Source organism: Cupriavidus sp. GW822-FHT03E04 (genome assembly GCF_058801495.1).
In genome coordinates this window covers 131,731-157,734 of sequence record NZ_JBXANI010000006.1, presented here as the reverse complement: position 1 = coordinate 157,734, position 26,004 = coordinate 131,731, and the positions used below count along the sequence as shown (strand labels likewise).

Below are 26,004 nucleotides of genomic sequence, written 5' to 3'. Positions count from 1 at the left end.
GATCCTGGTCTGACCGTCGGTATCGGGGCAGGGCGGGGCCGGTGGCGCCGTGCCTGGCGCCGGACGCGCCTTGCCCCCCGGATCAGCGTGCGCGGGGCGCCAAGCTCAGCGGGGTTGGCTGCGTCAGCACTTCCGGGCGCAGGATCTGGTCCAGTTCCTCCCGGGTCAGCAAGCCCTTTTGCAGCACGATCTCGTACACGCTGCCGCCGGTGGCATGAGCCTCCTGCGCCACGGCGGTGGCGTTGGCATAGCCGATGTACGGGTTCAGGGCCGTCACGATGCCGATGGAGTTCTCGACCGTGGCCCGCAGGCGCTCTTCGTTGGCGGTGATGCCGTTGACGCAGCGCTCGGCCAGCGTCAGGCAGCCGTTGCGCAGATGGCTCACGCTCTTGAACAGGCTGTGCGCGATGATCGGCTCGAAGGCATTGAGTTGCAGCTGGCCGGCTTCGGCCGCGAAGCTGACCGTGATGTCGTTGCCGATGACCTCGAACGCGATCTGGTTGACCACCTCCGGGATGACGGGATTCACCTTGCCGGGCATGATGCTGGACCCTGCCTGCATGGCCGGCAGGTTGATCTCGCCCAGCCCGGCGCGCGGGCCGCTGGACAGCAGCCGCAGGTCGTTGCAGGTCTTGGAGAGCTTGACCGCCACGCGCTTGAGCACGCCGGAGAGCTGCACAAAGGCGCCGCAATCCTGCGTGGCCTCGATCAGGTTCGGCGCGGTCATCAGCGGAATGCCGGTGATCTCCTTGAGCCGCTTGAGGATCAGCGGCGCGTAGTTCGGGTGCGCGGTGATGCCGGTGCCGATGGCGGTGGCGCCCATGTTGATCTCGCAGATCAGCAGGGCGGCCTCGCGCAGCCGCTCCTCGTCCTCGCCGAGCATCACGGCGTAGGTGCTGAACTCCTGGCCCAGCGTCATGGGCACGGCGTCCTGCAACTGGGTGCGGCCCATCTTCAGGACATGCCTGAACTCCTCGGCCTTGCGCTCGAAGGCGCGCCGCAGCACGCCCATGGCATCCACCAGGCCCAGGATGCCGAACCAGGTGGCGATCTTGAGGGCGGACGGGTAGACGTCGTTGGTGCTCTGGCCAATGTTGACCTGCTCGTTCGGGTGCAGGTACTGGTACTCGCCCTTGTTGTGCCCCATCAGTTCGAGCGCGCGGTTGGCGATGACCTCGTTGGCGTTCATGTTGGTCGAGGTGCCGGCGCCGCCCTGGATCACGTCGACGACAAACTGATCGTGCAGCTTGCCGCCAAGCAGTTCCGCGCAGGCGGCGACGATGGCGTCGCAGCGGGGCTCGTCGAGCAGGCCCAGTTCGTGGTTGGCCAGCGCGGCTGCCTGCTTGATGTACGCCAGGGCCCTGATGAGCTCAGGGTAGATGGAGATGGGGGTGCCGGTGATCGGGAAGTTCTCTACCGCGCGCAGGGTGTGCACACCGTAGTAGGCATCGGCCGGGACCTCGCGATCGCCCAGGAGGTCATGTTCGGTTCTAAAGGTGCCAGCGGTCATTGCATTGCTCCTCGCAAATTGTCATCAGGGAGGAGTTGACTCTAGGTAATCCGCCGGCAGGTAGCGACCATGATGCGAATTTCTCATGGCGCGGCGCGAAATACTCATGCGGCACCGGCGCTATCGGCAAGGCGCCAGGAGCGGCTGGAGCGCGGCGGGCGCAGGCCTCGCGGGGTGATGATTTTTCCGCATACTTCGCCGCGAATTTTGCATCGCCCTATCAGGGCTTATACGGATACGGGCGCTTTTTGGTTGCCGTATCATCGCCCGCTCATCACCTGTCATCACCATTTGGCGGGCACTTACCCAGCGCCTGATATCCAACGCATGGAGAACACCATGAAGCGTTTTGCACGTCTTAATACCCTCAGCGCCTTGCTGCTTGCCGCCAGCCTGACCACCGGCGTTGCCCATGCCCAGCTTGCTCCCTCCGCCCCTGCCGCCGGCGCGCCGACACAGGCCAGCGAAGCCCGCAAGGCCAATATCGTGATCATCGGCACCGGTGGCACCATTGCCGGCGCGGGCGCCGCCGCCACCAATACCGCCGCCTACCAGTCGGCCGTGGTGCCGGTGGACAAGATCATCGCCTCGGTGCCGGAGATCTCCAAGATCGCCAACGTCAAGGGCGAGCAGGTTTTCCAGATCGGCTCGGAGAGCTTCAACAACGAGCGCCTGCTCAAGCTTGGCAAGCGCGTCTCGGAACTGCTCAAGCAGCCGGACGTGGACGGCATCGTGATCACCCACGGCACCGACACCATCGAGGAAACCACCTACTTCCTCAACCTCACGCTCAAGAGCGACAAGCCGGTCGTGGTGGTGGGATCGATGCGTCCGGGCACGGCGCTGGGCGCGGACGGCGCGCTTAACCTGTACGACGCGGTGCTGGTGGCGTCCAGCCCGGAGTCCAGAGGCAAGGGCACGCTGGCGGTGCTGAACGACGAGATCCACACTGGGCGCGACGTCACCAAGTCCAACACCTTCAAGATCGAGACCTTCCGCTCGCCGTTTGGCCCGCTGGGCTACGTGGTGGAGGGCCGCACGCTGTACTACCGCCTGCCGGCGCGCCCGCATACCCTGCAAACCGAATGGGACATCGACAAGATCGACAAGCTGCCTGAAGTGGCCGTGGTGTACGCCTACGGCAACGTCAATCCGGCCAGCATCGATGCCGCGGTGAAGAACGGCGCCAAGGCGATCGTCTACGCCGCCACCGGCAATGGCAGCGTGGGCGACTACATGGTCGAGCCGCTCAAGGCCGCCCGCGCCAAGGGCGTGCAGATCGTGCGTGCCTCGCGCACCGGCAGCGGCGTGGTGGTCCGCAACGCCGAGCAGCCAGACGACAAGTACGACTGGCTGGTGACCGACGACCAACTGCCGCAGAAGGCCCGCATCCTGATGGCGCTGGCACTGACCAAGACCAACGACACCAAGGAACTGCAGAAGATCTTCTGGAAGTACTGAGCGAGCACTGAGCGAGCACCAGTCGAGTACTCGGCGCCTTGCGCTTGTCCGCGCGAGGCCGGGGAGGGATGTTGCAATTTCGGAATAATGTGGCGCAAAATTTGCATGGTGCTATCGGGCTTCCACCGATTTGTGCAGCACCGCGCTGCCGTATGATGTGCCATAGACAGCGCGTCCCCCCCTGATGTTGAGTACATTCCATTATGGAAACCAAGTGGCTTGAAGACTTCCTGTGCTTGGCTGAAACGCGCAGTTTTTCGCGCGCGGCTGCCGACCGGCATATCACCCAGTCGGCGTTCAGCCGGCGCATCATGGCCCTTGAGGAGTGGCTTGGCGTCAGCCTGGTTGACCGCAGCGTGCATCCGGCAACGCTGACCACGGCAGGCTGGCTGTTCCGCCGGCTGGCCGCCGACCTGTTGCGTGACGCTTACGCCGCACGCGCGCTGCTGAGCAGCCGCCAGCCCCTTGCCGAGAGCGACAAGGTCATCCGCTTCTCGGTGGCGCACACCCTGGTCTTTACCTTCTTCCCGTCCTGGCTCAAGTACCTGCACGGGCGTTTCGGCTCGTTGAGCGCCTGCGTGCATGCGGTGAATGTGCCGGAGGGCGTGCAGCAACTGGTGGATGACGATTGCGACATCCTGCTGGGCTACCATCATCAGCAACTGCCGATCCTGCTTGACCCGAACGGCTTCCCGTTCCTGATGCTGGGCGTCGAGCGGATCCTGCCGTTCTCGGCGCCGGACAAGCACGGGCAGCCGATCTTCCGGCTGCCGGGCACGAGCGCCAAGCCCTTGCCCTTCATGGCCTATTCATCCGGCGCGTTCCTTGGCAACGTGGTCGAGATGATCCTGCTCAATGCGCCGGAGCCCTACGGGCTGCAGCGCTGCTTCGAGACCCATATGTCGGAGGCCCTGAAGGCCATGGTCGTGGCCGGGCACGGGGTGGGCTGGTTGCCGGAGAGCTGCGTCAGCGACGAGCTGAAAGAGGGCAAGCTGGTGGTGGCGGGGCCGGCCTCGTGGGCAACCAGCCTCGATATCCGCCTGTACCGCTCGGCGGCCAGCCCGAAGCCGCTGGTCGATGAGCTGTGGTCCTTTATCAGCCATGTGCGGGACCCGCAATTGATGCTGATGGGCAAGGCCGCTGAATCGAGCGACTGCGGGATGCTGTAAGGCTGGGTCCCGGGCCGCGGTGGTTGGCGGCCCGGGCGGATACGTTGGCGATTGGCCGGGGGATCTATCGTCGGTCGATCAGCCAGCCGATCAGCACGCCGACAGCAGCGGCCACGCCGATGGCCGTCCACGGGCTTTCATGCACATAGTCGTCCGCGACGCGCGCCGTGTGGCGGCTCTTTTCCACGACGACGTATTGCACATCGGCGATTTTCTTCTTTGCCTTCTTCAGGCGTTCCTGCACCTTGCCCGGCGCATCCGCGGCCGGCGTGCCGGGGGCATGGGTGGCATTGGTGGCATTGGTGGCAGGCACCAACAGGCTATCGACTTCGCGCAGGGCGCTACCGGTATTCGACATTTCCTTCTCCTCGTTGAATGGCTAACGCAATGAAAGACCTGATGGCGTAAATAGGTCCGGCTCATTGGGTTTAGCTAGCATAAGGAACATCCGGTGCGTAAATAAGAGCCAATCAGGATTAGTTGATGGAACCGCCTCCCGGCGGTCCACGCAGGCCTGTGCGCTGCTCGCGCCCGTAGATCAGCCGAGATCCAGGCAGAGGTATTTCATCTCCAGGTACTCGTCGATGCCGTAGCTGGAGCCTTCGCGGCCGAGGCCGGATTGCTTGACGCCGCCGAACGGCGCCACCTCATTGGAGATCAGCCCCGTATTGATGCCGACCATGCCGTACTCCAGCGCCTCGGCCACGCGCCACACACGGGCCATGTCTTTGGAGAAGAAGTAAGCGGCAAGACCGGACTCGGTGTCGTTGGCCATGGCGATGACTTCCTGGTCGTCCTTGAAGCGGAACAACGGTGCCAACGGGCCGAACGTTTCCTCGCGCGCGACGCGCATGGCAGCGGTGACGTCAGCCACCACCGTGGGCTCGAAGAAGGTGCCGCCAAGCGCATGGCGCTTGCCGCCGGCCAGCACCCGTGCGCCTTGGGCGAGCGCATCGGCGATATGGCTTTCCACCTTGGCGACGGCGTCGGCGTCGATCAGCGGCCCTTGCGTGACGCCGCTGTCGATGCCGTGCCCGGGACGCAGGGCGCTCACCGCGCGCACCAGCCGGCTGGCCATCTCGTCGTACACGGCGTCGTGCACATAGATGCGGTTGGCGCAGACGCAGGTCTGGCCGCTGTTGCGGAATTTCGAAGCCAGGATGCCGTCCACGGCGCGGTCGAGATCGGCGTCCTCGAATACGATCAGCGGCGCATTGCCGCCGAGTTCGAGCGAGAGCTTCTTGACCGTGCCGGCGCATTGCGCCATCAGCAGTTTGCCGATGGCGGTGGAGCCGGTGAAACTCAGCTTGCGCACCACCGGGCTCTCGCACAAAACGCCGCCGATCTGGACCGGGTCGCCGGTGACGACCTGCAGCACGCCACGGGGCACGCCGGCTTCTTCGGCCAGCGCGGCCAGCGCCAGCGCGGTCAGCGGGGTTTGTTCGGCGGGCTTCACGATCATGGTGCAGCCCGCGGCCAGCGCCGGGCCGGCCTTGCGCGTGATCATGGCGGCGGGGAAGTTCCACGGCGTGATCGCCGCGCACACACCCACCGGCTGGCGCAGCACCAGCATCTTCTGGCCGGCGCGCGGGCTGGACAGTACGTCGCCGTCCACCCGCTTGGCTTCTTCGCCGAACCATTCGAGGAAGGAGGCCGCGTAGGCGACTTCGCCACGTGCTTCGGCCAGCGGCTTGCCTTGCTCGGCGGTCATCAGTTGCGCCAGGTCTTCCTGGTGCGCCAGCATCAGGTCGGCCCAGCGGCGCAGTACCGCGGCGCGGGCCTTGCCGGTCAGGTCGCGCCAGGCCGGCAGCGCGCGCGCGGCGGCCTCCACGGCTTGCCGGGTTTCGGCGGCGCCGCAGCCCGGGACGGTGCCGACGACGTCGTGGGTGGCCGGGTTGTGCACCACCAATACGGCGCCGCTGGCGGCGCCGGTCCATTCGCCATCGATCAGGCAGGCGCTGCGCAGCAGCTCGGGTCGTTGCAATGTCAAGGTGTCTCCCATGGTGTCTGCCTTTATGCGGCGATGCCGGCCAGCACCTTCGTCAGCACCACCAGTGCGGCGTCGAACTGGGCTTGCGGGATGGTCAGGGGGTAGAGAAAGCGGATGGTGTTGCCGTACGTGCCGCAGGTCAGCAGGATCAGCCCGGCCTCCATGGCGCGCAGCTGCACCCGCTTGGCCAGTTCAGCGCTGGGCTGCCCGCTGGCCGGGTCGTGGAACTCCACCGCGACCATGGAGCCAAGCCCGCGGATCTCGGCGATGCCCGGGCAGGTCTGGCTGGCTTCCTGCAACGCGGCCTTCAGTTGCTCGCCAAGTGTGGTGGCGCGCTCGCAAAGGCGCTCTTGCTCGATGGTCTCGATCACCGCGTGGGCGGCGGCCACCGCCAGCGGGTTGCCGGCGTAGGTGCCACCCAGGCCGCCGGGCAGCGGAGCGTCCATGATGCTGGCGCGGCCGCAAACGGCCGACAGCGGCATGCCGCCCGCCAGGCTCTTGGCCATGGTGATGAGGTCGGGCGCCACCGGGTAGTGCGACATGGCAAAGAGCTTGCCGGTGCGGCCAAAACCGGTCTGCACCTCATCGGCGATCAGCAGGATGCCGTGCTTGTCGCACAGTGCGCGCAGCGTTTGCATGAAGTCCACCGGCGCCGGGTGGAAGCCGCCTTCGCCCTGGACCGGCTCGATGATGATGGCCGCCACGCGCTGCGGGTCGATATCCGTCTTGAACAGCGACTCCAGCGCCTGGATGGATTGCTCGGTGCTCACGCCATGCAGCTCGCACGGGAACGGTGCGTGATAGATGTCGGACGGGAACGGCCCGAACCCGACCTTGTAAGGTGCCACCTTGCCGGTCAGTGCCATGCCAAGCAGGGTGCGGCCATGAAAGCCGCCCGAGAACGCAATGACGCCAGGGCGCCCGGTATGCGCGCGGGCGATCTTGACCGCGTTTTCCACGGCCTCGGCGCCGGTGGTGAACAGGGCGGTCTTCTTCAGGCCATCGATCGGCACCAGGGCGTTGATGCGCTCGGCCAGCGCCACGTAGCTCTCGTAGGGCACGATCTGGTACGCGGTATGCGTGAAGCGCTCGAGCTGCGCGATCACTGCCTGCATCACGCGCGGATGGCGGTGACCGGTATTGAGCACGGCAATGCCGCAGGCAAAGTCGGTGTACTGGCGGCCTTCCACATCCCAGAGCGTGGCGTTTTCCGCGCGGTCTGCATAGAAGTCGCACATCACGCCGACACCGCGGGGGGTGGCAAGGGCGCGGCGCTGATTCAGTTCGAGGTTCTTCATGGGCTCTCCGTGGTGCTTGATATGGCCCGGGCAGCGCTTGCCGGCCGGACTCGGTTTTCGCGGGTTGTCGCTGGCTGTCGATCGATCGCGATCGCAACGATGCAGTGCATTTCAACTTCCTTTGGCACTACAATCCAGTACCGCATTCACATATCTGATGGTGCCAATTGAGATCGATCTGTGGCGACCTGCTGCTTCAGCGCCTGGGTCCGGACGGTCCCGCAGCCCTTGCGAAACCGTTGAACCGCAGTCTTTACGAGTGCATCCGCGGCGCCATCCTCGATGGCAGCCTGGGGCCCCAGACCCGTCTGCCGCCATCGCGTGACCTTGCATCCGAGCTGGGCATGTCGAGAAATACCGTGATGTTTGCGTACGAGCAGTTGCTGGCCGAGGGCTATGTGCACGCCCGTACCGGCAGCGGCACCTTCGTGGCGGCCACCGCGCCGGAGGCCTATCTCAATGCCAAGGCCAGCCATGCCAGCAGCGCGCAGGCCCGGGCCATGCCAGGCTTGTCGCCGCGCGGCGTGGAACTGCTGGCCAATGCCTCGGCGTCGCCATCGCAGTGGGGCGCCTTCATGCCGGGCGTGCCGGATGTGACGCGTTTCCCGCACCAGCGCTATGCGCAGATCGCTGCCCGCCTGTGGCGCAATCCGCCGCCCGAGCGGCTCAGCTATTGCCATGGCGGTGGCTTGCCCGCCTTGCGTGAAGCCGTGGCGGCGCACTTGCGGGTGGCGCGATCGGTGCAATGCGACGCCGCCCAGGTGCTGATCACTGAAGGCATTCACCAGGGCATCGACCTGCTGGTCCGGATGCTTGGCATGTCCGGCGAGCACGCCTGGGTGGAGGAACCCAGCTACTGGGGGATTCGCGGCTTGCTGCAGATGAACGGCATCCACATGATGCCGATCCCGGTCGATGAGGAGGGGCTGACGATACCGGCGGGGAAGGACGCGGGCCTGCCGCCGCGCTTTATCTTTGTCACGCCATCGCACCAGTATCCGCTCGGCGCCGTCATGAGCCTGACGCGGCGGCGCGCGCTGCTCGAATACGCCCGGCGCCAGGGCAGCTGGATCGTCGAGGACGACTACGACAGCGAGTTCCGCTTCTCCGGCCAGCCAATCCCGTCGCTGCAAGGCATGGAACCGGACGCGCCGGTGATCTATATCGGCACATTCAGCAAGACGCTGTTCCCCGGGCTGCGCATGGGCTACATGGTCTTGCCGCGCGCGCTGGCCGGCGCCTTCCAGACCGCGCATTCCGAGCTGTACCGCGCCGGCCACCTGATGACGCAAGCCACCGTGGCCGAGTTCATGCAGGCGGGCGACTATGCCGCGCATATCCGCCGCATGCGGCTACTGTACGGCCGCCGCCGCGCCATCCTGGCAGGATTGATCGAGCGTTATCTGGGACCCGAAGCGCTGCACCGGTACGGCAGCAATGCCGGCTTGCACTTGGTACTCTGCCTGCCGGACAGCGCGGATGATGTGGCCATTGCGGACGAAGCCGGGCGCCGGGGCATCCTGGTGCGGCCGCTGTCGCGGTATTTTCTGGGCGGTGCGGTGCAGCGGGGGCTGTTGCTCGGGTATGCGTGCGTACCGGAGGAGCAGATAGGGCCGGCGTTCGAGGTATTGCTGGGTTGCTTGCGGGACGTGCGGCTGCTGTCGCACTGAGCGAGACGAGGAGGCTGGCCCCCGGTTCGGTCCCTGATGTCACGGCTTGCGCCGCTGGCCGACGGACGCCGTTTTTTGAGCAGGAAGACCTTTGCGCAAGGTATCATTCGTTCCCGGTTAGCCTCCGGTTAGCATCTGGCTCACGCGCTGGCGTGGCGCAAGTACGGCGCACGCCACTCCCCGAGCCAAGGATGTTCCGGTTGCGTCTCGTCAGGATTTTTTTGTGATCCCGGCGCGGTTTCAACGATGTGGCCTGTTCAGCGGTTGCCTGGTTGCCTGGTGGCCGGGTTCGCCGCCAAGCCGCACGGATGTGGCCACCACCGGGTTTTGCCGCCCATACAAAGTGACGGAGCGCCGGCCACCGCCGAAGGCCGCTCCGCTCGACGCGCGGCGCATGAAGGCTTCCTGCATGCGCCGCAATTCATAGCCTGCTTGTCGCCAGAACTGGCGCCCGCCGGTTCGCATGCTTGCGAACCACCAGATGAAAGTTTCCTGATGTTTGGATTTCTCCGTAGCTACTTCTCCAACGATCTCGCGATCGACCTCGGCACCGCCAACACCCTGATCTACATGCGCGACAAGGGCATCGTCCTCGATGAGCCCTCGGTGGTCGCGATTCGCCAGCAGGGCGGCCCCAATCCCAGGAAGACCATCGAGGCGGTGGGCAAGGAAGCCAAGCAGATGCTGGGCAAGGTGCCTGGAAACATCGAGGCCATCCGCCCGATGAAAGATGGCGTGATCGCCGACTTCCGGGTCACCGAGCAGATGCTCAAGCAGTTCATCAAGATGGTGCACGACACCAAGCTGCTGCGGCCGTCACCCCGCATGATCATCTGCGTGCCGTGCGGCTCGACCCAGGTCGAGCGCCGCGCCATCCGCGAATCCGCGCTGGCCGCCGGCGCCAGCCAGGTCTACCTGATCGAGGAGCCCATGGCGGCCGCGCTCGGCGCGGGGCTGCCGGTGTCGGAGCCGTCCGGCTCGATGGTGGTGGATGTCGGCGGCGGCACCACCGAGGTCGGCGTGATCTCGCTGGGCGGCATGGTCTACAAGGGTTCCATCCGCGTGGGCGGGGACCGGTTCGACGAGGCCATCGTCAACTACATCCGGCGCAACTACGGCATGTTGATTGGCGAGCAGACCGCCGAGGCCATCAAGAAGACCATCGGCTCGGCGTTCCCGGGCTCCGAAGTCCGCGAAATGGAAGTCAAGGGCCGCAACCTGTCCGAAGGCATCCCGCGCGCGTTCACGGTGTCGTCCAACGAAATCCTGGAAGCGCTGACCGAACCACTCAATCAGATCGTGTCGGCGGTCAAGATCGCGCTGGAGCAGACCCCGCCGGAACTTGGCGCCGATATTGCCGAGCGCGGCATGATGCTCACCGGTGGCGGCGCGCTGCTGAGCGACCTGGATCGCCTGCTGGCCGAGGAAACCGGCTTGCCGGTCCTGGTGGCCGATGACCCGCTGACCTGCGTGGTGCGGGGCGCGGGCATGGCGCTCGAACGCATGGACAAGCTCGGCAGCTTCTTCTCCTACGAGTAACGGCTCGCAGGTCGCAACGAAGAAGGCTGCTGACAAACCTGAAGCACCAGCCGAAGCCGCGGAGCGGGCCAAAGCCGCGCGCCATGACGACGGCTGTCTCTCCCTCGCCCCTCAGGGGGAGAGGGCCGGGGAGAGGGGTGGCTTAGCTAGGAGCCACTAGAAGCGAAGCCCGTGGTGTTTTCCAGCACGCAGGCGTAATGGGCGCCCGCCCTCTCCCCCAACCCCTCTCCCGCAGGCGGGAGAGGGGAGCACGGCAACGCAGTCCCGGCGCTTCGAACGTGCCGATAGCACTAGCACCCGCACCATTGCGCAACCGCGCTCAATCTCCCAATGCCACTCCCTCGCGGCGCGGGTCGGCGCCGCCGGCCCAGGCCCACGTGCCATCGGGGCGCTGGCGGCGCATGATGGCCTGCGTGCCGCTGGTCATCTCGATCTGCGCGACCTCATGCCCACGGTCTTTCAGACCTTGCACCAGGGCCGGGCTGACCAGGCCGGCTTCCAGTTCCGTTGGCCCGTTGCGGCTGCCGAAGTTGGGCATGTTGATGGCCGCCTGCACGTCCATGTTCCAGTCCAGCAGGCCCACCAGCGTCTTGGACACGTACTCGATGATCTGCGAGCCGCCGGGCGAACCCACGGTTGCGACCAGCTTGCCGCTGTCGCGCTCGAACACCAGCGTGGGCGCCATCGACGAGCGCGGGCGCTTGCCGGGCTGCACGCGGTTCGCGACGGGCTTGCCGTTCTCGCTCGGCACGAAGGAGAAGTCGGTGAGCTGGTTGTTCAGCACGAAGCCGCGCACCATCAGGTGCGAGCCGAAATAGCTCTCCACGGTGGTGGTCATGGAAATCGCGCCGCCGGTGTCATCCACCGCGACGATCTGCGAGGTGGACACGCGCGGTGGCGAGCGGTCCGGCGCCAGCGCGACGGTGACTCCGGGTGGCACGCCGGCCTCCGCCTTGTCCATGCTTTCCTCGCCGATCAGGCTAGCGCGGCTTGCCAGGTAGTCACGGCTCAGCAGCCCCGCCACATTGACTGGCACGAAATCCGAGTCCGCCACATAGAGGCCGCGGTCCGCATAGGCCAGGCGCCCGGCCTCGGAAATGGCGTGCACGGCGTCGATGCCCGGCTCGACACCGGCAGGCGTTGCGACCTGTTTCGGCTTGAGCGCGGCGAGCGCGTATTTCGGGTTCCTGGCCTCCAGCGCCTGCAAGGCGCCGAGCATCTGCGCGATCGCGATGCCGCCTGACGAAGGCGGCGGCATGCCGCAGATCTTCCAGCGCTTGTAGTCGCTGCAAATGGGCGCGCGCTCCTTGGCGCGGTAATCCTTCAGGTCCGCCAGCGAGAGCGAGCCCGGGTTGGCGCTGCCGTTGACCTGCTTGACGATCTCGCTGGCAATCGGGCCGGTATAGAGCACGTTTGGCCCGCGGTGCGCGATCTCGCGCAGCGTGTTGGCCAGCGCCGGATTCTTCAGCATGGTGCCGACCGGCCTGGGCTTGCCGTCCGGCGTCAGGAAGTAGGCTGCCATCTCGGGCGAGGCCGGAAGGAACTTGTCGGCGGCGATCTGCGTATAAAGGCGCGGCGAAATCGGGAAACCCTGCTCTGCCAGCGCGATCGCCGGCTCGAACAGCTTGGCCCAGGGCAGCTTGCCATGCTCGCGGTGCGCCAGTTCCAGCGCGCGCAGCACGCCGGGGGTGCCCACCGAGCGCCCGCCGATCTGCCCTTCGCTGAAGCTCATGGGTTTGCCGTCGGGGCGCATGAAGAGGTTCTCGCCGGCGCCGGCGGGCGCGGTCTCGCGGCCGTCATAAGCCTGCACGCGCTTGCCGTCCCAGTACATGATGAAGGCGCCGCCGCCGATGCCGGTGGCTTGCGGCTCGACCAGCGTCAGCACAGCCTGCATGGCAACGGCCGCATCGATGGCCGTGCCGCCCGCGCGCAGGATCTTGCGGCCGGCTTCGGTGGCCAGGGGATTGGCGGCCGCGGCCATGTGCTTGTCGGCGTAAGTGGTCGTCATGCCCGGCCGGTAGCCGGACGAGACTTCCGGTGCCGCGGGCAGGGCAGTTGACGTGGGAGCGGTTGTGGCCGGCGGTGTCGAGGACACCCCGGTCTGCGTCGAGCATGCGCTTAGCAGGGCGAGCGCCAACGCCAGCGGGCTGCCCCGGCGTATCAATGAAAACTGCTGAGTGGTCATTTCATTATTCTCCTGAAAGGAAAGGCATTCTAGAAATCGATGCTTGCCCCCTCGGGGGTGGCAGAGCTGCGTACGGCCTCGATGGCTTCGAGCCGGCGCCTTGCCTCCTCCGGGAAGCGGGCAATGAGGGCGGCAATCAAGGTCTCGCATTGCGCCAGCGCGGGTACCTTGGTATCGAACGGCGAGCCGGTCTGCACAAAGCTGCTTAGCGTGGCTGTGGCGAAGCCGGCAATCGGCGACTTCCACTCGTCGGTAAACAGGATGATTCTGGCGCCCTGGCGATGCGCCGCGGCGGCAAAGTCGATGACGCTTTTCTGATAGCGGCGGTAGTCGAAAACGACCAGCGCATCGTTTGGCCCGATGTCGACCAGTACCTCGTTCGCCCGCTCCAGGGCAGGCTCGACGAGACGGACCTTGGGCCGGATATGCGTCAGGTGCGACGCGAGCCGCGAGGCCAGGAACAAGCTCGATCGTCCGCCGGTGCAGAACACGGCGGACCGCGCATTGCCAAGCAACTCGACGGCGGTGTTGAAGTCCTCCGGCGAAGCGTGCTGCGCCACGCGCTCGACCGACATCGCCAGGCTTGCCAGCGAACCCTTCTGGAAGTCTTCTCCGAGTGCTGTGTCGCCCAGCGCGCCGAGCCGGGAGAGCGGCGAATTCATTGCCTCGTCAACCTCCGCCAGGAGTGCTCGCTGAAATGACGGGTAACCGTCGAATCCCAGCTTCACGACCAGCCGGTACACCGTCGGATCGCTGACCCCGGCTTGCCCCGCGAGGTTCGAGATGGAGGTCAGCGCGGCACTTGGGTAGCTGGCGAGCAGCGTTTCCACTACCTTCAGCTCTGACGTGGTGAAGCCGGCGGCCTGGTCTGCCAGCATCTCCCTGATTGATAACCTGGCCAAGCCGCTCTCCGAAAAGGGACTGCCCGGTCACTATGCGGTGCGGCAGTATGACGTAATGAACATTACATAACGTGAAACAAATCGGAGAATATCATTTGGGTCGCTCGGCAAAAACCGCGTAGAAACCCTCGGTTTCTCCCGACGGACGCGGCGTGTATTGTTTGTCAGTGAAGCACCCGGCTCAGCCCTTAGGTTTTTTTGTAGCGTATGTTACAAAGAGCCGAACGCATCATGATGTCAGTAGCCAAGAGTCGGGGCTCAACGAGCAGAGGGAGCGAAGACTTTGAAAGAGACGCCACTGATCGACTGGCTTCTCGGGCGCAGTCACTGGGCGCAACCCGACCGATCGGGCCTCCCCTTGAACCGGCAGTTGTTCGACGACATCCGCGGTGCGATCCTTGCTGGCCAGTTGTCGGCCGGTACGCGCCTGCCGCCGACCCGCGAGGTTGCCAAAGGCCTGAGCATCGCCCGCAACACGGTCCTGTATGCGTATGAGCGCCTCACCGAAGAGGGCTATACGCTGACACAGGGCGGCAGTGGCACCTACGTCGGCAAGGCACCGCCCGATCCCGCGCTGCGCGAGCGCGTGTTCGACTTGAGCCAGGCGAGTGAGATCGCGCCGCCGCGCGAGGCATCGCGCCTGTCCGCAAGAGCCCGCGAGCTGCTCGATGGCGCCGGCGCATCGGACCGGCAGGTGGGCTCGTTCGTGCTGGGCATTCCGGATGTCAGGCAGTTTCCGCGCGCGACATGGCAGCGCCTGATCACCCAGGTCTGGAAAACCGCCTGCCAGGAACAACTGGGCTATGGCACGCGGCATGGCTGTCCGCCGCTCAAGCGCGCGCTGGCGCAATACCTGGCGCTCGCACGCGGCGTCGACTGCTCGCCCGAGCAGATCGTGGTGACGCAGGGTAGCCACCAGGCCATCGATCTGTGCGCCCGCTTGCTCGCCGATCCGAGCGATGTGGTGTGGGTGGAAGACCCGGGCTACTGGGGCGCGCGCAGCGTGTTTCGCGCCGCAGGCCTGAAGGTCGAGGCGGTGCCGGTCGACGCGCAGGGCATGCAGCCCCCCGTTGCGCCGCAGACCGCGCCCAAGCTCATCTTCGTCACCCCGTCGCACCAGTACCCCAGCGGCGTGGTAATGAGCCTGGCACGCCGACGTTTGCTCACGGAGCTGGCGCATCGCTACGGCGCCTGGATCATCGAGGACGACTACGACAGCGAGTTCCGCTACCACGGCGCGCCCCAGCCGTCGCTGCAGGGCCTCGATCCCCATCGCAACACCATCTACGTGGGCAGCTTTTCCAAGGTGCTGTACCCCGGCCTGCGGCTCGGCTTCCTGATCCTGCCGCCGTCACTGGTGGATGCCTTCGCCGTAGCGCACTCCGAGTTGTATCGCGGCGGGCAGTTGCAGATCCAGACCGCGCTGGCGCTGTTTATCGCGGACGGGCACTACGCCGCCCATATCCGGCGCATGCGCAAGATCTATGGCGAGCGCCAGGCGCTTCTCACGCAGGCATTGCAGCGCCGGCTTGACGGCGAGATCGATATCGTCGGCACCGATACCGGGCTGCATCTGACCGTCCTGCTGCGCCGCGCGGACGATCACCGGGTATCGCGCGCCGCGCTTGCCCACGGGATCGTGGCGCGCCCGCTGTCGTCCTACTATGCCAATCCCCGGCGCTCGCGCAACGGCCTGGTGCTGGGCTACGGCGGGGTCAGCGAGGAGGAGATCGGGCCTGCGGTGGCCAAGCTGGCGTTGGCCATCGAGTCGGTCAGCAGCGCCTGATGCAGGCGTCAGGAGAGTCTGCCCGGAATGGGGAAGGCGCCGGCCTGAACGTCACCTCATTCCACCCAGGCTGGGAAGTATCCCAGTGACGTCTGTACCGGCCCATCGTGCGCCGGAACCACGACAATATCCGGATGCCTGCCCGCCAGCGCGCGAATCTGATCCACGGCATCCTGGGTTTGTTCAATGTCGCCATCCACCAACCAACGTGCTGCCCAGAACTTCGGGCTGCCAAGCTTCAATGCCTTCGCATTCCAGACTGCATCGCCCACCAGGAAGTACTGTGCACCGGAGTCGACAGAGATGAACATGCCGATCGAACCGGGGGTATGACCGAGAAGAGGAACGAGCACGACCGTGCCGTCTCCATAGAGATCCCGGCTGTTCGCGAACCCTTTGTATGACACCGGTTCGAATGCCAAGCTTTTCCATTTGATCGATTGCGCGCTGACTTGCGAGGGCCAGCTGCCGCCGACGCCAGCGGAAGGGCGCCTGATCACCGACAGCTCCGCGGGATGCACCAGCACCGTGGCATTCGGGAAGTCGCTAATGCCGCTGGCATGATCCCAGTGACTGTGGCTCAGGATAATCGTTTGAACGGGTTCCATGCCGGCGCGCAATAGCTGGTCGATCACCGGGGCCACCGGATTCTCGTACTTGAAAAACAGGCTTTGCCACCAAGGCATATCTTGCCGATATTGATCGGCCACCTTCGAGCCCAGCCCTGCGTCGAACAGCAGCGTGTCAGTGCCGTGTTTCACCAGGAACGCGGAGAAGTTACTGCTCACCTTGCGCGTGAAGCTCCCGCCGGAGTAGACCAAGGCCTCGGTAACGGATAGCTCCGCGGTTCTGATGATCGCAAAAGCTACCATGGGTTGGCCCGAAGTCGATGGGCTGCCTGGTGCCGAGCCATTGTCGGCGATAGCGGGCATGGCAATAGCAGACAGCAGTAGAAGAACAAGCATACGAAACATGGCGTCACCTTTGTCGATGGTTCCGGGATCCTGTGGAGTGCATCCCACGCGCACCTTAAACCTTGGTGTAGACTCCAAGGTCAAGACAAATCAGGGACGTCGCGTTTGACGGGGGCCACAGGTGAACATCAGCGAGTTGGCGAAGGCAGTTGGCACGACTACAGATACCCTGCGTCACTACGAAAAGGTGGGACTGTTGGCGCCGCCCGCTCGGCTGGGCAATGGCTATCGTTCATACGACACCCTGGCCGTTCGGCACATTCAATTCATCCGTAGCGCGCAAACGCTCGGGTTCTCGCTTGCCGAGATTCGGGAAATCATCCCGCAATTGATTGGCGGCAGGTTTGGCCGGGCCGAGATAGAGCAACGCTTGAGCGCCAAGATCGGACAAATCGATGCCCATATCAAGGCGCTTCAGTCCTTGAGAAAGGAGTTGGTCGCAACGGCCAACTCCTTATCTTGTCCTCCGGGGGCTCCGGTCACCATGGCATCCGCGACTAAAGTTCCCGTGATCCATAAGGACAAGTTGCATACGGAGAAGAGAATCTCACCGCGCCCCGGCAAGCGATGACACCGTCGGACAAGGCGCGTTCTCCTTGACTCTCGCGATGAACTTCTCGATGGTTCTCATGTTCCGACCACACGACCCACCATCAGCGGTCGCGGTAGTGGTCGTGGTGTTGAGGGCAAGGAAGTGCACGCGCGTTGCCGGGTGCTGCAGGCCGGGCGGGACGTCAATATCCGGCGTGGCTTCAGCGTGCCAGCGCACGCTGGCGGATGTCCTCGAAATCCGCCGGCGGGGCGTGCCGCGTCAGGCGCGGGCCAGCCTGCGAAACCTGCGCGGGCAGGTCGTGCTTGAGGAGCCGGCGCAGGGTGGCGGAAGCGCCGAGCAAGCCGGGCAGGTCCATGCCCGTGTCATAGCCCATGCAGTCGAACAGATGCACCATGTCCTCGGTGGCGACGTTGCCGGTGGCGCCGGGCGCGTAGGGGCAGCCGCCGATGCCGCCAAGCGACGTGTCGAAGCGGCGGATGCCGGCTTGCACGGCAGCCACCGCATTGACCAGCCCCATGCCGCGCGTGTTGTGGAAATGGGCGGTGAATTCGAGCTTGGGAAAGCGTGCCTGCACGGCCTCGCACAGGGCCTGCACCTGGTTGGGGTACGCCATGCCGGTGGTGTCGCACAGCGTGATGCCGTGCACGCCCAGCCCGGCAAAGCGGGCGACCCATCCAAGGACAGCTTCCGCCGCGATCTCGCCTTCCATCGGGCAGCCGAATACGCAGGACAGCGAGACGTTCACCCGCACGCCGCGTTGCATGCCGAGCGCGATCACGTCCTGCAACTGGCCCAACGATTGCTCTTGCGTCATGCGCAGGTTGGCCAGGTTGTGGGTCGCGCTCACCGACATGACGAGGTTGAACTCCTCGGTGGCGGACTCCAGCGCGCGCTGCGCGCCGCGCACGTTCGGCACCAGCGCGGTGTACACCACGCCGGGCGCGCGCCGGATACGGTGCATGACCGCCTCGGCATCCTTGAGCGCCGGGATGGCCTTGGGCGACGTGAACGACGTGACTTCGATCTTGGCGAAGCCCAGCCCGCTCAGCGCATCGAGCAGGGCGACCTTGTCATCCGTCTCGATGAAATCGCACTCCATCTGGAAACCGTCGCGGGTCGCCACTTCATTGAACTCCAGGCGGATGCCTTGGCCGTGATGCATGCTTGCGCTCCTTTTGCGGGTTGCGGATGACGCGCCGGGCAGCCACCGGCGGCTTGATCCTGGTTGTGTTTGCCAAGCCGTGGTGCCGCCGTCACGGGTCGGGCCGTCCCCGCCACTCTATGGGCGCGGCGCCGTCGGCGGAATTGCGATCTCCACAATCCGGCTTCGCAAAACGCGAAGGACCCGCGCTAGAATGCGCCAATGACCTGGCCCCTCAATCCCGCCCGAGTAGATTTCGTGACGCTGCGCTTGTTCTGCGCGGTCGTGCAGACCGGCAGCATCACGCAAGGCGCGGCCGCCTGCCACCTGGCCTTGTCGGCGGCCAGCCGGCGCTTGTCGGATTTCGAGGAAACCACGGGCTTCCAGTTGCTGGAGCGTACGTCCAAAGGGGTGACGCTCACGCCCGTGGGCCATATGGCCATGCAGCATGCCATGCGCCTGTTCCAGGGTTTCGAGCGCTTCAGCGCGGAGCTGCAGGACCATTCACGCGGCTTGCTGGGCCATGTGCGGCTGTGGGCCAATATGTCCGCCCTGACGGAGTTCCTGCCCGCCAGGCTCGCCACCTTCCTGGCGCAGCATGCGGGGGTTCATGTGGAAGTCGAGGAACAACTCAGCGGCGATATCGCCCGCGCGCTGGTGGACGGCCTGGCGGATATCGGCGTGTTATCGGAAGGCACGCCCACGGATGGCCTGGACATCAGCGATTTCCAGACCGACACGCTGGTGCTGCTGTGCTCGCGCCGCCATCCCCTTGCGCGCAAGCGGCGCGTCGATTTTGCGAGCTGCCTGGAGTACGACATGGTCGGGCTCAATCGCGGCAGTGCGTTGCTGGAGCTGACCTCGCGCGCGGCGGAGCAGGCCGGGCGGCCGCTTCGGCTTCGCATCCAGGTCCGCAGCTTCGACGCGATGTGCCAGATGATTGCGGCCGACCTTGGCGTAGGCGTCCTGCCGCAGGCCGTGTGCCGCGCCCAGGCCAAGGCGCTGGGGCTGCATATGGTCGGCTTGTCGGACGATTGGGCCAGCCGGCGGCTTCTGCTGGCAACGCGCTCGGGCGTGCCCTTATCAACCGCCGCGCGGCTTCTCGGTGAGCATCTGCGGCAGGCCGGCCTGCCCTGACCGGATCCGCGCCTGGCGGGCTTATTCCACCTTGGCGCCCGATTCCTTGATGATCTGGCCCCAGCGCGTGGCCTCGCTCTTCATGTAGGCCGTGTATTGCTGGGGCGTGCCGCCAAGAATGTCGGATCCCTGGGCGATCAGCTTGGCGCGCACCGCCTCATCTTTCAATGTCCTGTCGGTCGCCTCCCGCAGTTGCTTGACGATGGGCTCCGGCGTTCCTTTTGGCACCAGGATGCCCTGCCACGCGCCCATTTCCAGCGAGCTCATGCCGCTCGCTTCCTTGATCGTCGGGATCTCCGGCAGCAGCGTCGAGCGCTTGGCGCTGGTGATGGCCAGGGCTTTCAGCTTGCCGCCCTTGATCAGCGGCTGGGCGTCGCTCAGCGGCAGGAACATGAACTGCGTCGAGCCCGCGATCAGGTCGGTGATCGCCGGCGCGCTGCCCTTGTAGGCGACATGGGTCACCTGGATGCCGGTTTCCTTGGCAAAGAGCGCGCCGCCGAGATGGAGCAAGGCGCCAGCACCGGATGACGCGTAGTTCAGCTTGCCGGGGTTTGCCTTGGCGTAGGCCACCAGTTCATGCACGTTCTTCACCGGCAGGCCTGGCGTGGTGACCAGGACCAGCGGCACGATGGCGGTGAGCGAGACCGGCACGAAATCCGCGAACGTATCGAATTGCACGTTCTGGTACAGCGCCGGGGCCAGCACCACGGCGGAGGTGCTGTAGAAGATGGTGTAGCCATCGGCCGTGGCGCGCTTGGCCTCCGTTGCCGCGATGTTGCCGCCGGCGCCGGGCTTGTTGTCCGGCACGACGGACGTGGACAGCTGCTTGCCGAGGCCCTGCGCGACGATGCGCGCGTTGATGTCGGCCGAGCCCCCGGGCGGGAAGCCCACGATCATCCGGATCGGCTTGCCGGGATAGGTGTCCGAGGCCAGCGCGGGCGTGGCCGCGATGGCGGGCAAAACAATGGCTGCCGCCAGCAATGCATGGGCGAGTTTGTGCATGGTGTCTCCTTTTTATTTTGAAAGCGGATTTGGGCGAAGCGAGGAGGCTGGCTATGGCTGGTTGGACAGCAGCCAGCCAAGCGCGTCCTGGATCGTGGGGTTGTCCTGGATGGGATGCGCATCCAGTGCCGCGGCCGTGGCCTTGAAGCGCGCTTCGACACCGGGCAGGACCAGTGAGGGAAGCCCGGCGCGTGCGAGTTCCTTTTGCGCTTCCAGCACCTCGTGCGTGCGGCGCCTGGCGTGGATGGTGTGGGTGCGGACCAGCATGTCGATAAAGCCGGCCAGCGGCGCTTCATCGATGTCGCGCAGCACGCCATAGAGCTTGTCGCGCACGCCTTGCTTCTCGGCGGCCATCAGCAGCTCCACGGACAGGGCTTCCATGCCCTTGGTGAAGACGCTGCGCAGGATCTTCAGCGAGATCGCATCACCGGCCACGCCGCCTTCCACGGCTTCGGCCTTGCCGCCGGCCGCGTTGACCAGCTTGCAGAATTCGGGGGCGGATGCCCCGGCGCAAAGCAGCGGGGTGCGATGCAGCGACAGCGAGATGGCGCCCATCACGGCCACGTCGACATACGCAAGCCCGGCAGCGGATGCCGCGGCGGCGGCCTTGCGCTTGTCCTCGGGGCTGGCGGTCGTCAGGTCCGCGTAGCTTGCGCCTGCTTTCATGTGCGCATGGCAGTTGCCCGCCACGGCCAGCGCAGCCGATCCGAATACGCAGGACAAGACCCAGTCGGCCGAGGCGAGCCAGGGGCCGATTGCCGCATGGACGGGAAGGCCCCGGGCGGTGGCGAGTGCCTTGCCCGCGGGGGAGAGGTGGGTGTCGCAGAGGTGGAGCTGCACGCCTGGAAGGCTTGCCAGGGCGGTGGCGTAGCAACGGCCGACTTCCCCCAGGCCAATGATTGCGATGTTCAAGACTATCTCCTGGCTGATTTCGGCCAAGAGTACATAAAAAAAACAGTCTCAACAATCTGAAATAACTAACCTGCGGGTATACCTCTAAATTCTTGACCTATCTTGCGACTTTTTCGCGGGGTCTCGTCAGATTTGTACTCAATTTGTTTTGTCGGCGGCTTCGTCGCCGGCGTCGGCATCGTGCTGCAACCCCGCCGGCGCCGAGTCCAGGCGGCGACTCATGAAGCGCTGGTTGGAGATATGGAGGTGGACCGACATAAGCTGCGCGGCCAGCTCGCCGTTGTGCAGCTCCATCGCCAGCACGATGTCCTGGTGATGATGCAGGCTGCGCCTGAGGTCATCGAGTTCATAGAGGAAGAACGAGCGGACGATGACCGGCATGTCGATCATCGTCTCCAGCATGGACTTCAGCCGGTTGGAGCCGGATGCTTCCAGCAGCAGGCGGTGGAAGGTGCTGTTCGCCGCCTGTATTTCCGCGATGGCGTCATCCCCTTTGGCGCCGGCTTCGATCACGGCCGCCATGCGCGCGTTGCAAGCCTTGAGCGCGGCGATGGTCTGCGCATCCGCCCGCTCGGCGGCAAGCCTGGCCGCGTACGGCTCCAGCAGCGAGCGCAGGCTGAACATCTCCTCGATGTCCCAGCGCGTCCAGCCCGCGACAAACACGCCGCGGCCGGTCTGCGCCACGGCCAGCCCGTCGTCGATCAGGCGCTTGAGCGCGGCCCGCACGGGCGTCCTGCTGACGCCCATTTCCTCGGCGATGTGTTCTTCCTTCAGCTGTGTGCCCGCCGTGTAGTGACCTGCCACGATGCGCTTTTTCAGCTGCTCGTAGGTCTGTTCGCTTCCTTTTTTCATAGCTGGCTTTGTTCTTTCCGGGGCGTGCCCATGCCGGGCGGCGCGCGATGTCCTCGGCGCGACGGGGATGCAATTTGCGCGCAAGCGTGCACGCCATGCGCGGCGGCAATCGTATCAGACCGCATGTCGGTGCCGGAAAACGCCCTTGGAGGAGGCGGGCAGGAATGGCCGTCGTCTGGGTGAGGCGGTTGACGCACCTTTTGTTGCTTTATGTATTCAATTTGTATCCATCCTTGCTGCGCGCGGAGGAGATTCTGCTTTTTTTGGCTGTATTTTCTTTGTCTAATCCTTTCCTTGCATCTTATTGTACTTTTTTTGTATTATTCGGGGATCGCAAGCGCGCTGCAGGCGCGAGCGGGCAAGCAGGTGGCCGCAAGAGCCCCTCTACTTCAAGACACCAAAGGAAACGAAAGGAAAGCCATGACCATCTCCCCGGAACAGATCACGCGCCTGAAGGCGCTCGGCGCGGCCACGATTCACGAGGCGCAAGGGCAGAAGGGCGCGGTCGACGTTGGCCTCAAGCCGCTGGACCCCACCTTGCGCATGGCCGGGCCGGCAGTGACGGTGGACCTGCGCCCCAGCGACAACCTGATGATTCACTACGCGCTGACCAAGACCAGGCCGGGCGACGTGCTGGTGGTCGATGCCAAGGGCTTTCTTGAAGCTGGCCCATGGGGCGACCTGCTGACGCTCGCCGCGCAGAAGCTCGGCCTGGCCGGGCTTGTGGTCAACGGTTCGGTACGCGACGGCAACGCCATCATCGAGATGGGCTTCCCGGTTTTCTGCCGGGGGCTGTCGATCAAAGGCACCAACAAGCATCAGCCAGGCCGCGTGAACGTGCCGGTGAGCCTTGGCGGCGTGGTGGTGAATCCCGGCGACATCATCGTGGGCGACCGCGACGGCCTGGTGGTGGTCGATGCAAACGAGGTAGACAGCGTGATTGCCAGGAGCGCCGACCGGGAGCTGAAGGAAGCGAAGATCCGCGAAGAGCTGGAGAAGGGCAAGACGATGGTCGAGCTGCTCGGGCTGGGGGATACGTTGCAGCGCTACGGGCTGGTTTGACGGCAGGTAGTGCCGCACGGCGGCAAGTGCGCGGCAGCAACCCGGGGCAGCAAAGGGTCGCGGACAGGAGCACAGTTGTGCCCCTTTTTGCGATTCAAGGCGCTAGCAGCAGGCGCTCGATGCAGGCCCTGCGCTCTTCCTTCTGCGCCGCGGTACCCTGGTGGGAAAGGAGGGACTCCGACAATTCATAACTGTATAGTGCGAACGCCCTGGCGCGCGCCTCGGGGATGTCGAACCCGAGTGCGCTGAAGCACTGCGAGATATAGGACAGGCGCTTGGCATCCACCTCGTCGAGCACCTGGCGTACCCGCTCTTCCCGGCGGGCCCACGCGCGGATGGCAAGCTCCGTTGACGCCGCTTCCTGCGCGGCGGTACCCCGGAACGGCAACGTGAGCAGATCCCGGACCAGCTCCCGGGGCGGCAGCCCGCGGCGCTCGAAGCGGTAGATGATCTGCTCGGTGGCCTCATCGCGCCATGCGGTCAGCATGCGCTGCAGCAGGTCTTCACGATCCTTGAAGTGCCAGTAGAAGCTGCCGCGCGTGACTTCCAGTTCCTTGGCCAGCACTTCGACGCGCACTGCGTCTACGCTGCGGCTGACCAGCAGATTGCGGGCAGCCATGATCCAGTCTTCCGGCGTAAGTTGGTTGCGAGGGGCTGCGGAACTTGTCCCCGTGCCTTTGGGCATAGTGCCTCCAATAAATATGGTGAGGATTGTACTTCCCCCATTCAATACACTTATGTACGGTAAGGTTCTCGGCATCTCCGGGGGTAAACACCAATAAATTAGCCGGAATCCTCGCTTGACCGGATTCATTTCCCTTCCTACAATACACATACGTATGTGTATGGAGAAATTGAGATGAGTCAGCATGAAGGCGTCGGCTTGACCTTGACCGCCGCGGAACACCAAACCAACTACTTTGACCAGGGCACGGGCAAGCCGCTGTTCCTGCTGCATGGCTCGGGGCCGGGCGTGTCCGGCTGGTCGAACTGGAAGGGCGTAATGGGCGAACTTGCCAAGACCTTCCGCGTCATCGTTCCGGACATCGCCGGCTTCGGCTTTACCGAATTCAAGGAAGGCACGAAGTACGACATCAAGCTGTGGGTGCGGCATCTGGTCGGCATCATGGACGCACTGGATATCGAGAAGGCTTCGTTTGTCGGCAACTCCTTTGGCGGCGCGCTCTCCGTGGGCCTGGCCGTGTTCGATCCGAAGCGCGTCGAGCGCCTGGTGCTGCTGGGCACGCCGGCAGGGGAGTTCGAGCAGACGCCGGGCCTGCGCTCGGCATGGGAGTACGAGCCGTCGCCGGAGAACATGGAAAAGACAATGCGCCTGTTCCCTTTCGACCAGTCGATCATCACCCCGGAGATGGTGCAGTCCCGCTACGAGGCCAGCGCCCGTCCCGGCGCGCAGGACGCGTTGCGCAAGCTGCTGCCCAAGCCGAATGCGCAAGGCCCGACCCTCGTCAAGGGCTTCCCGCCAGCTGCCATCGCCAAGATCGAGGCGCCTACGCTGGTGCTGCACGGACGCGAAGACCGCGTGGTGCCGCCGGCATGCGGCCAGTTGCTGGCAAGCACGATCCCGCAGGCGGACCTGCACCTGTTCGGGCAATGCGGGCACTGGGTCCAGACCGAGCGGCGCGCCGATTTCCTGAGCCTGGTCGGCAACTTCTGCGCATAAGACCATGAGCCGCAATGTCCTCGAAAAGGTCCTGCACCAGCTCACGGTGGATCGCTCGGCCAAGCAGCGCTTTCGCGACGATGCCGATGCCTACCTGCGGCGCTTTGCCCTCAGCGAGGCCCAGCGGGCCATGTTGATGCAGTTCGATGTGCTTGGCCTGCAGCAAGCGGGTGTCAACCCGATGCTGACCATGGGCTTCTGGCAGGAACTGTCCCCGGAGCGCGACATGCGCGCCTACATGAAGAAGCTGCGCCCGGTCGGCTCGGCCGAGACGTTGCACAGCGCCGCCTTGAAGCGCTAGGAACAGGAACAGGAACAAAGATGGGAAAGATCGTAGGTGGCTTCCTGGTGCCCCATGACCCGGTGATGTTCGTCGCGCCCGAGGCGCCGGCACCCGCGGTGCGCGAGCGCATGTGGAACGCCTTCAAGACTTGCGCGGCGCGGCTGGCCGGGCTGGCGCCCACCAGCGTGGTGATCGTGGGCGCGGACCACTACATGCTGTTTGGCACGGGTTGCCTGCCCAGCTACCTGATCGGCACGGGCGATGTCGATGGCCCGCTCGACGCCATGCCGGGCCTCAAGCGTGGCGTGATACCGAACAGCGAAGCGCTGGCGGCGCATATCGCTGCCGAAGGCCACGCGAACGGGTTCGACTGGGCGGTGGCGCGCGCGCTGACGGTGGACCACGCCATCGGCATTCCAAACCAGCTGATGGTGCAGCCGATGCGGGAAGCGGGCCACGCCGTGGGCATCATCCCGGTGTACCTCGCCGCCGGCGTCGACCCTTATATCCGGATGGCGCGCGCCATCCAGGTCGGCCACCAGATCCGCGATGCGGTCAGCGCTTATCCGGAGGATGAACGGGTTGTGGTGATCGGCAGCGGCGGCATCAGCCACTGGGTCGGCACGGCGGAGATGGGGCGGGTCAACGAGGCTTTCGATCGCGAGATCCTGGCTTATGCCGAACGCAACGATCTGCAGGCGCTTGCTGCGCTCAGCGACGAGTACATCCTCGCCAACGGTGGCAACGGCGGCATGGAGATTCGGAACTGGGCCTGCGCCATGGGCGCGCTGGAAGGCGCGCGCGGCGAGACCATCGCCTACGAAGCCGTCCCGGAATGGGTGACCGGCCTGGGATTTGTCCAGCTGCACCTGCAGTGACGCAATATCCGGCGCTTGC

General features: G+C 65.2%; 23 protein-coding genes. 11 read left to right on the top strand and 12 right to left on the bottom strand.

The features are described from left to right. Nucleotides 1–82: 82 nt before the first annotated feature. Nucleotides 83–1,510, bottom strand: coding sequence for an aspartate ammonia-lyase (aspA, locus tag AC1RQC_RS09955; RefSeq protein WP_492883122.1), 1,428 nt, complete (start codon nt 1,508–1,510; stop codon nt 83–85). A gap of 339 nt (nt 1,511–1,849) precedes the next feature. On the opposite strand from aspA, the gene AC1RQC_RS09950 reads away from it, so the two are divergent. After that, a complete protein-coding gene (locus AC1RQC_RS09950; RefSeq protein WP_492374537.1) occupies nt 1,850–2,971 on the top strand; it encodes an asparaginase in 1,122 nt (373 codons plus the stop codon). Nucleotides 2,972–3,174: 203 nt separating this feature from the next. Continuing rightward, on the top strand, nt 3,175–4,140 hold the full coding sequence (locus AC1RQC_RS09945) for a LysR substrate-binding domain-containing protein (protein ID WP_492374538.1): 966 nt from the start codon (nt 3,175–3,177) through the stop codon (nt 4,138–4,140). A 64-nt stretch (nt 4,141–4,204) separates the two neighbouring features. On the opposite strand, the gene AC1RQC_RS09940 is transcribed toward AC1RQC_RS09945, so the two are convergent. The 3 genes from AC1RQC_RS09940 to AC1RQC_RS09930 form a co-directional block, all read right to left on the bottom strand. Continuing rightward, a complete protein-coding gene (locus AC1RQC_RS09940) occupies nt 4,205–4,498 on the bottom strand; it encodes an ElaB/YgaM/YqjD family protein (RefSeq protein ID WP_492883120.1) in 294 nt (97 codons plus the stop codon). A gap of 180 nt (nt 4,499–4,678) precedes the next feature. Next, nucleotides 4,679–6,142 carry an NAD-dependent succinate-semialdehyde dehydrogenase gene (locus AC1RQC_RS09935; RefSeq protein WP_492374540.1) on the bottom strand — a complete coding sequence of 488 codons (1,464 nt, stop codon included), beginning with the start codon at nt 6,140–6,142 and terminating at the stop codon, nt 4,679–4,681. A gap of 11 nt (nt 6,143–6,153) precedes the next feature. Next, on the bottom strand, nt 6,154–7,428 hold the full coding sequence (locus AC1RQC_RS09930) for a 4-aminobutyrate--2-oxoglutarate transaminase (protein WP_492883118.1): 1,275 nt from the start codon (nt 7,426–7,428) through the stop codon (nt 6,154–6,156). Between the two features lie 167 nt (nt 7,429–7,595). Here AC1RQC_RS09930 and pdxR (AC1RQC_RS09925) point away from each other — a divergent pair, with 167 nt between their 5' ends. Next, entirely contained in the window at nt 7,596–9,098 is a 1,503-nt protein-coding gene (gene pdxR / locus AC1RQC_RS09925) for a MocR-like pyridoxine biosynthesis transcription factor PdxR (RefSeq protein ID WP_492826813.1), read from the top strand. Between the two features lie 495 nt (nt 9,099–9,593). Then, the gene (locus tag AC1RQC_RS09920; protein ID WP_492374543.1) at nt 9,594–10,637 is read left to right on the top strand and encodes a rod shape-determining protein; all 1,044 of its coding nucleotides are present in this window, start codon (nt 9,594–9,596) and stop codon (nt 10,635–10,637) included. Between the two features lie 319 nt (nt 10,638–10,956). On the opposite strand, the gene ggt is transcribed toward AC1RQC_RS09920, so the two are convergent. Together ggt and AC1RQC_RS09910 are read right to left on the bottom strand one after the other, a co-directional pair. After that, complete coding sequence (gene ggt, locus AC1RQC_RS09915) at nt 10,957–12,822, bottom strand: gamma-glutamyltransferase (RefSeq protein WP_492883116.1); 1,866 nt, start codon at nt 12,820–12,822, stop codon at nt 10,957–10,959. A gap of 29 nt (nt 12,823–12,851) precedes the next feature. Beyond that, complete coding sequence (locus tag AC1RQC_RS09910; protein WP_492375175.1) at nt 12,852–13,724, bottom strand: MurR/RpiR family transcriptional regulator; 873 nt, start codon at nt 13,722–13,724, stop codon at nt 12,852–12,854. A gap of 283 nt (nt 13,725–14,007) precedes the next feature. On the opposite strand from AC1RQC_RS09910, the gene pdxR (AC1RQC_RS09905) reads away from it, so the two are divergent. After that, nucleotides 14,008–15,510, top strand: a complete 1,503-nt coding sequence (pdxR, locus tag AC1RQC_RS09905; protein ID WP_492883114.1) for a MocR-like pyridoxine biosynthesis transcription factor PdxR — start codon at nt 14,008–14,010, stop codon at nt 15,508–15,510. A 56-nt stretch (nt 15,511–15,566) separates the two neighbouring features. On the opposite strand, the gene AC1RQC_RS09900 is transcribed toward pdxR (AC1RQC_RS09905), so the two are convergent. After that, the gene (locus AC1RQC_RS09900) at nt 15,567–16,484 is read right to left on the bottom strand and encodes an MBL fold metallo-hydrolase (RefSeq protein ID WP_492883112.1); all 918 of its coding nucleotides are present in this window, start codon (nt 16,482–16,484) and stop codon (nt 15,567–15,569) included. Between the two features lie 121 nt (nt 16,485–16,605). On the opposite strand from AC1RQC_RS09900, the gene AC1RQC_RS09895 reads away from it, so the two are divergent. Then, nucleotides 16,606–17,055: a heavy metal-responsive transcriptional regulator gene (locus tag AC1RQC_RS09895; RefSeq protein ID WP_492883110.1), complete on the top strand. Its 450-nt coding sequence runs from the start codon at nt 16,606–16,608 to the stop codon at nt 17,053–17,055. A gap of 181 nt (nt 17,056–17,236) precedes the next feature. On the opposite strand, the gene AC1RQC_RS09890 is transcribed toward AC1RQC_RS09895, so the two are convergent. Continuing rightward, nucleotides 17,237–18,199: a hydroxymethylglutaryl-CoA lyase gene (locus AC1RQC_RS09890; RefSeq protein WP_492883108.1), complete on the bottom strand. Its 963-nt coding sequence runs from the start codon at nt 18,197–18,199 to the stop codon at nt 17,237–17,239. A gap of 201 nt (nt 18,200–18,400) precedes the next feature. Between AC1RQC_RS09890 and AC1RQC_RS09885 the strand changes: the two genes are divergently transcribed. After that, on the top strand, nt 18,401–19,315 hold the full coding sequence (locus AC1RQC_RS09885; RefSeq protein WP_492883106.1) for a LysR family transcriptional regulator: 915 nt from the start codon (nt 18,401–18,403) through the stop codon (nt 19,313–19,315). Between the two features lie 21 nt (nt 19,316–19,336). On the opposite strand, the gene AC1RQC_RS09880 is transcribed toward AC1RQC_RS09885, so the two are convergent. From AC1RQC_RS09880 to AC1RQC_RS09870, 3 genes are all read right to left on the bottom strand, one after another. Further along, nucleotides 19,337–20,317, bottom strand: coding sequence for a Bug family tripartite tricarboxylate transporter substrate binding protein (locus AC1RQC_RS09880; protein ID WP_492375166.1), 981 nt, complete (start codon nt 20,315–20,317; stop codon nt 19,337–19,339). Between the two features lie 51 nt (nt 20,318–20,368). Further along, nucleotides 20,369–21,229, bottom strand: a complete 861-nt coding sequence (locus AC1RQC_RS09875; RefSeq protein WP_492883104.1) for an NAD(P)-dependent oxidoreductase — start codon at nt 21,227–21,229, stop codon at nt 20,369–20,371. A 138-nt stretch (nt 21,230–21,367) separates the two neighbouring features. Continuing rightward, complete coding sequence (locus AC1RQC_RS09870; protein WP_492883102.1) at nt 21,368–22,081, bottom strand: GntR family transcriptional regulator; 714 nt, start codon at nt 22,079–22,081, stop codon at nt 21,368–21,370. 420 nt (nt 22,082–22,501) lie between these two features. On the opposite strand from AC1RQC_RS09870, the gene AC1RQC_RS09865 reads away from it, so the two are divergent. Next, complete coding sequence (locus tag AC1RQC_RS09865) at nt 22,502–23,143, top strand: 4-carboxy-4-hydroxy-2-oxoadipate aldolase/oxaloacetate decarboxylase (protein WP_183033127.1); 642 nt, start codon at nt 22,502–22,504, stop codon at nt 23,141–23,143. Between the two features lie 94 nt (nt 23,144–23,237). On the opposite strand, the gene AC1RQC_RS09860 is transcribed toward AC1RQC_RS09865, so the two are convergent. Next, entirely contained in the window at nt 23,238–23,762 is a 525-nt protein-coding gene (locus AC1RQC_RS09860) for a TetR/AcrR family transcriptional regulator (RefSeq protein WP_220810720.1), read from the bottom strand. Between the two features lie 240 nt (nt 23,763–24,002). Between AC1RQC_RS09860 and AC1RQC_RS09855 the strand changes: the two genes are divergently transcribed. From AC1RQC_RS09855 to AC1RQC_RS09845, 3 genes are read left to right on the top strand one after another with little or no spacing between them, the layout of a single operon-like run. Then, nucleotides 24,003–24,824, top strand: coding sequence for an alpha/beta fold hydrolase (locus AC1RQC_RS09855; protein WP_492813269.1), 822 nt, complete (start codon nt 24,003–24,005; stop codon nt 24,822–24,824). Nucleotides 24,825–24,828: 4 nt separating this feature from the next. Next, complete coding sequence (locus AC1RQC_RS09850; RefSeq protein ID WP_174425342.1) at nt 24,829–25,125, top strand: extradiol ring-cleavage dioxygenase; 297 nt, start codon at nt 24,829–24,831, stop codon at nt 25,123–25,125. Between the two features lie 20 nt (nt 25,126–25,145). Then, nucleotides 25,146–25,985: a DODA-type extradiol aromatic ring-opening family dioxygenase gene (locus tag AC1RQC_RS09845; RefSeq protein WP_492883100.1), complete on the top strand. Its 840-nt coding sequence runs from the start codon at nt 25,146–25,148 to the stop codon at nt 25,983–25,985. Nucleotides 25,986–26,004: the final 19 nt, after the last annotated feature.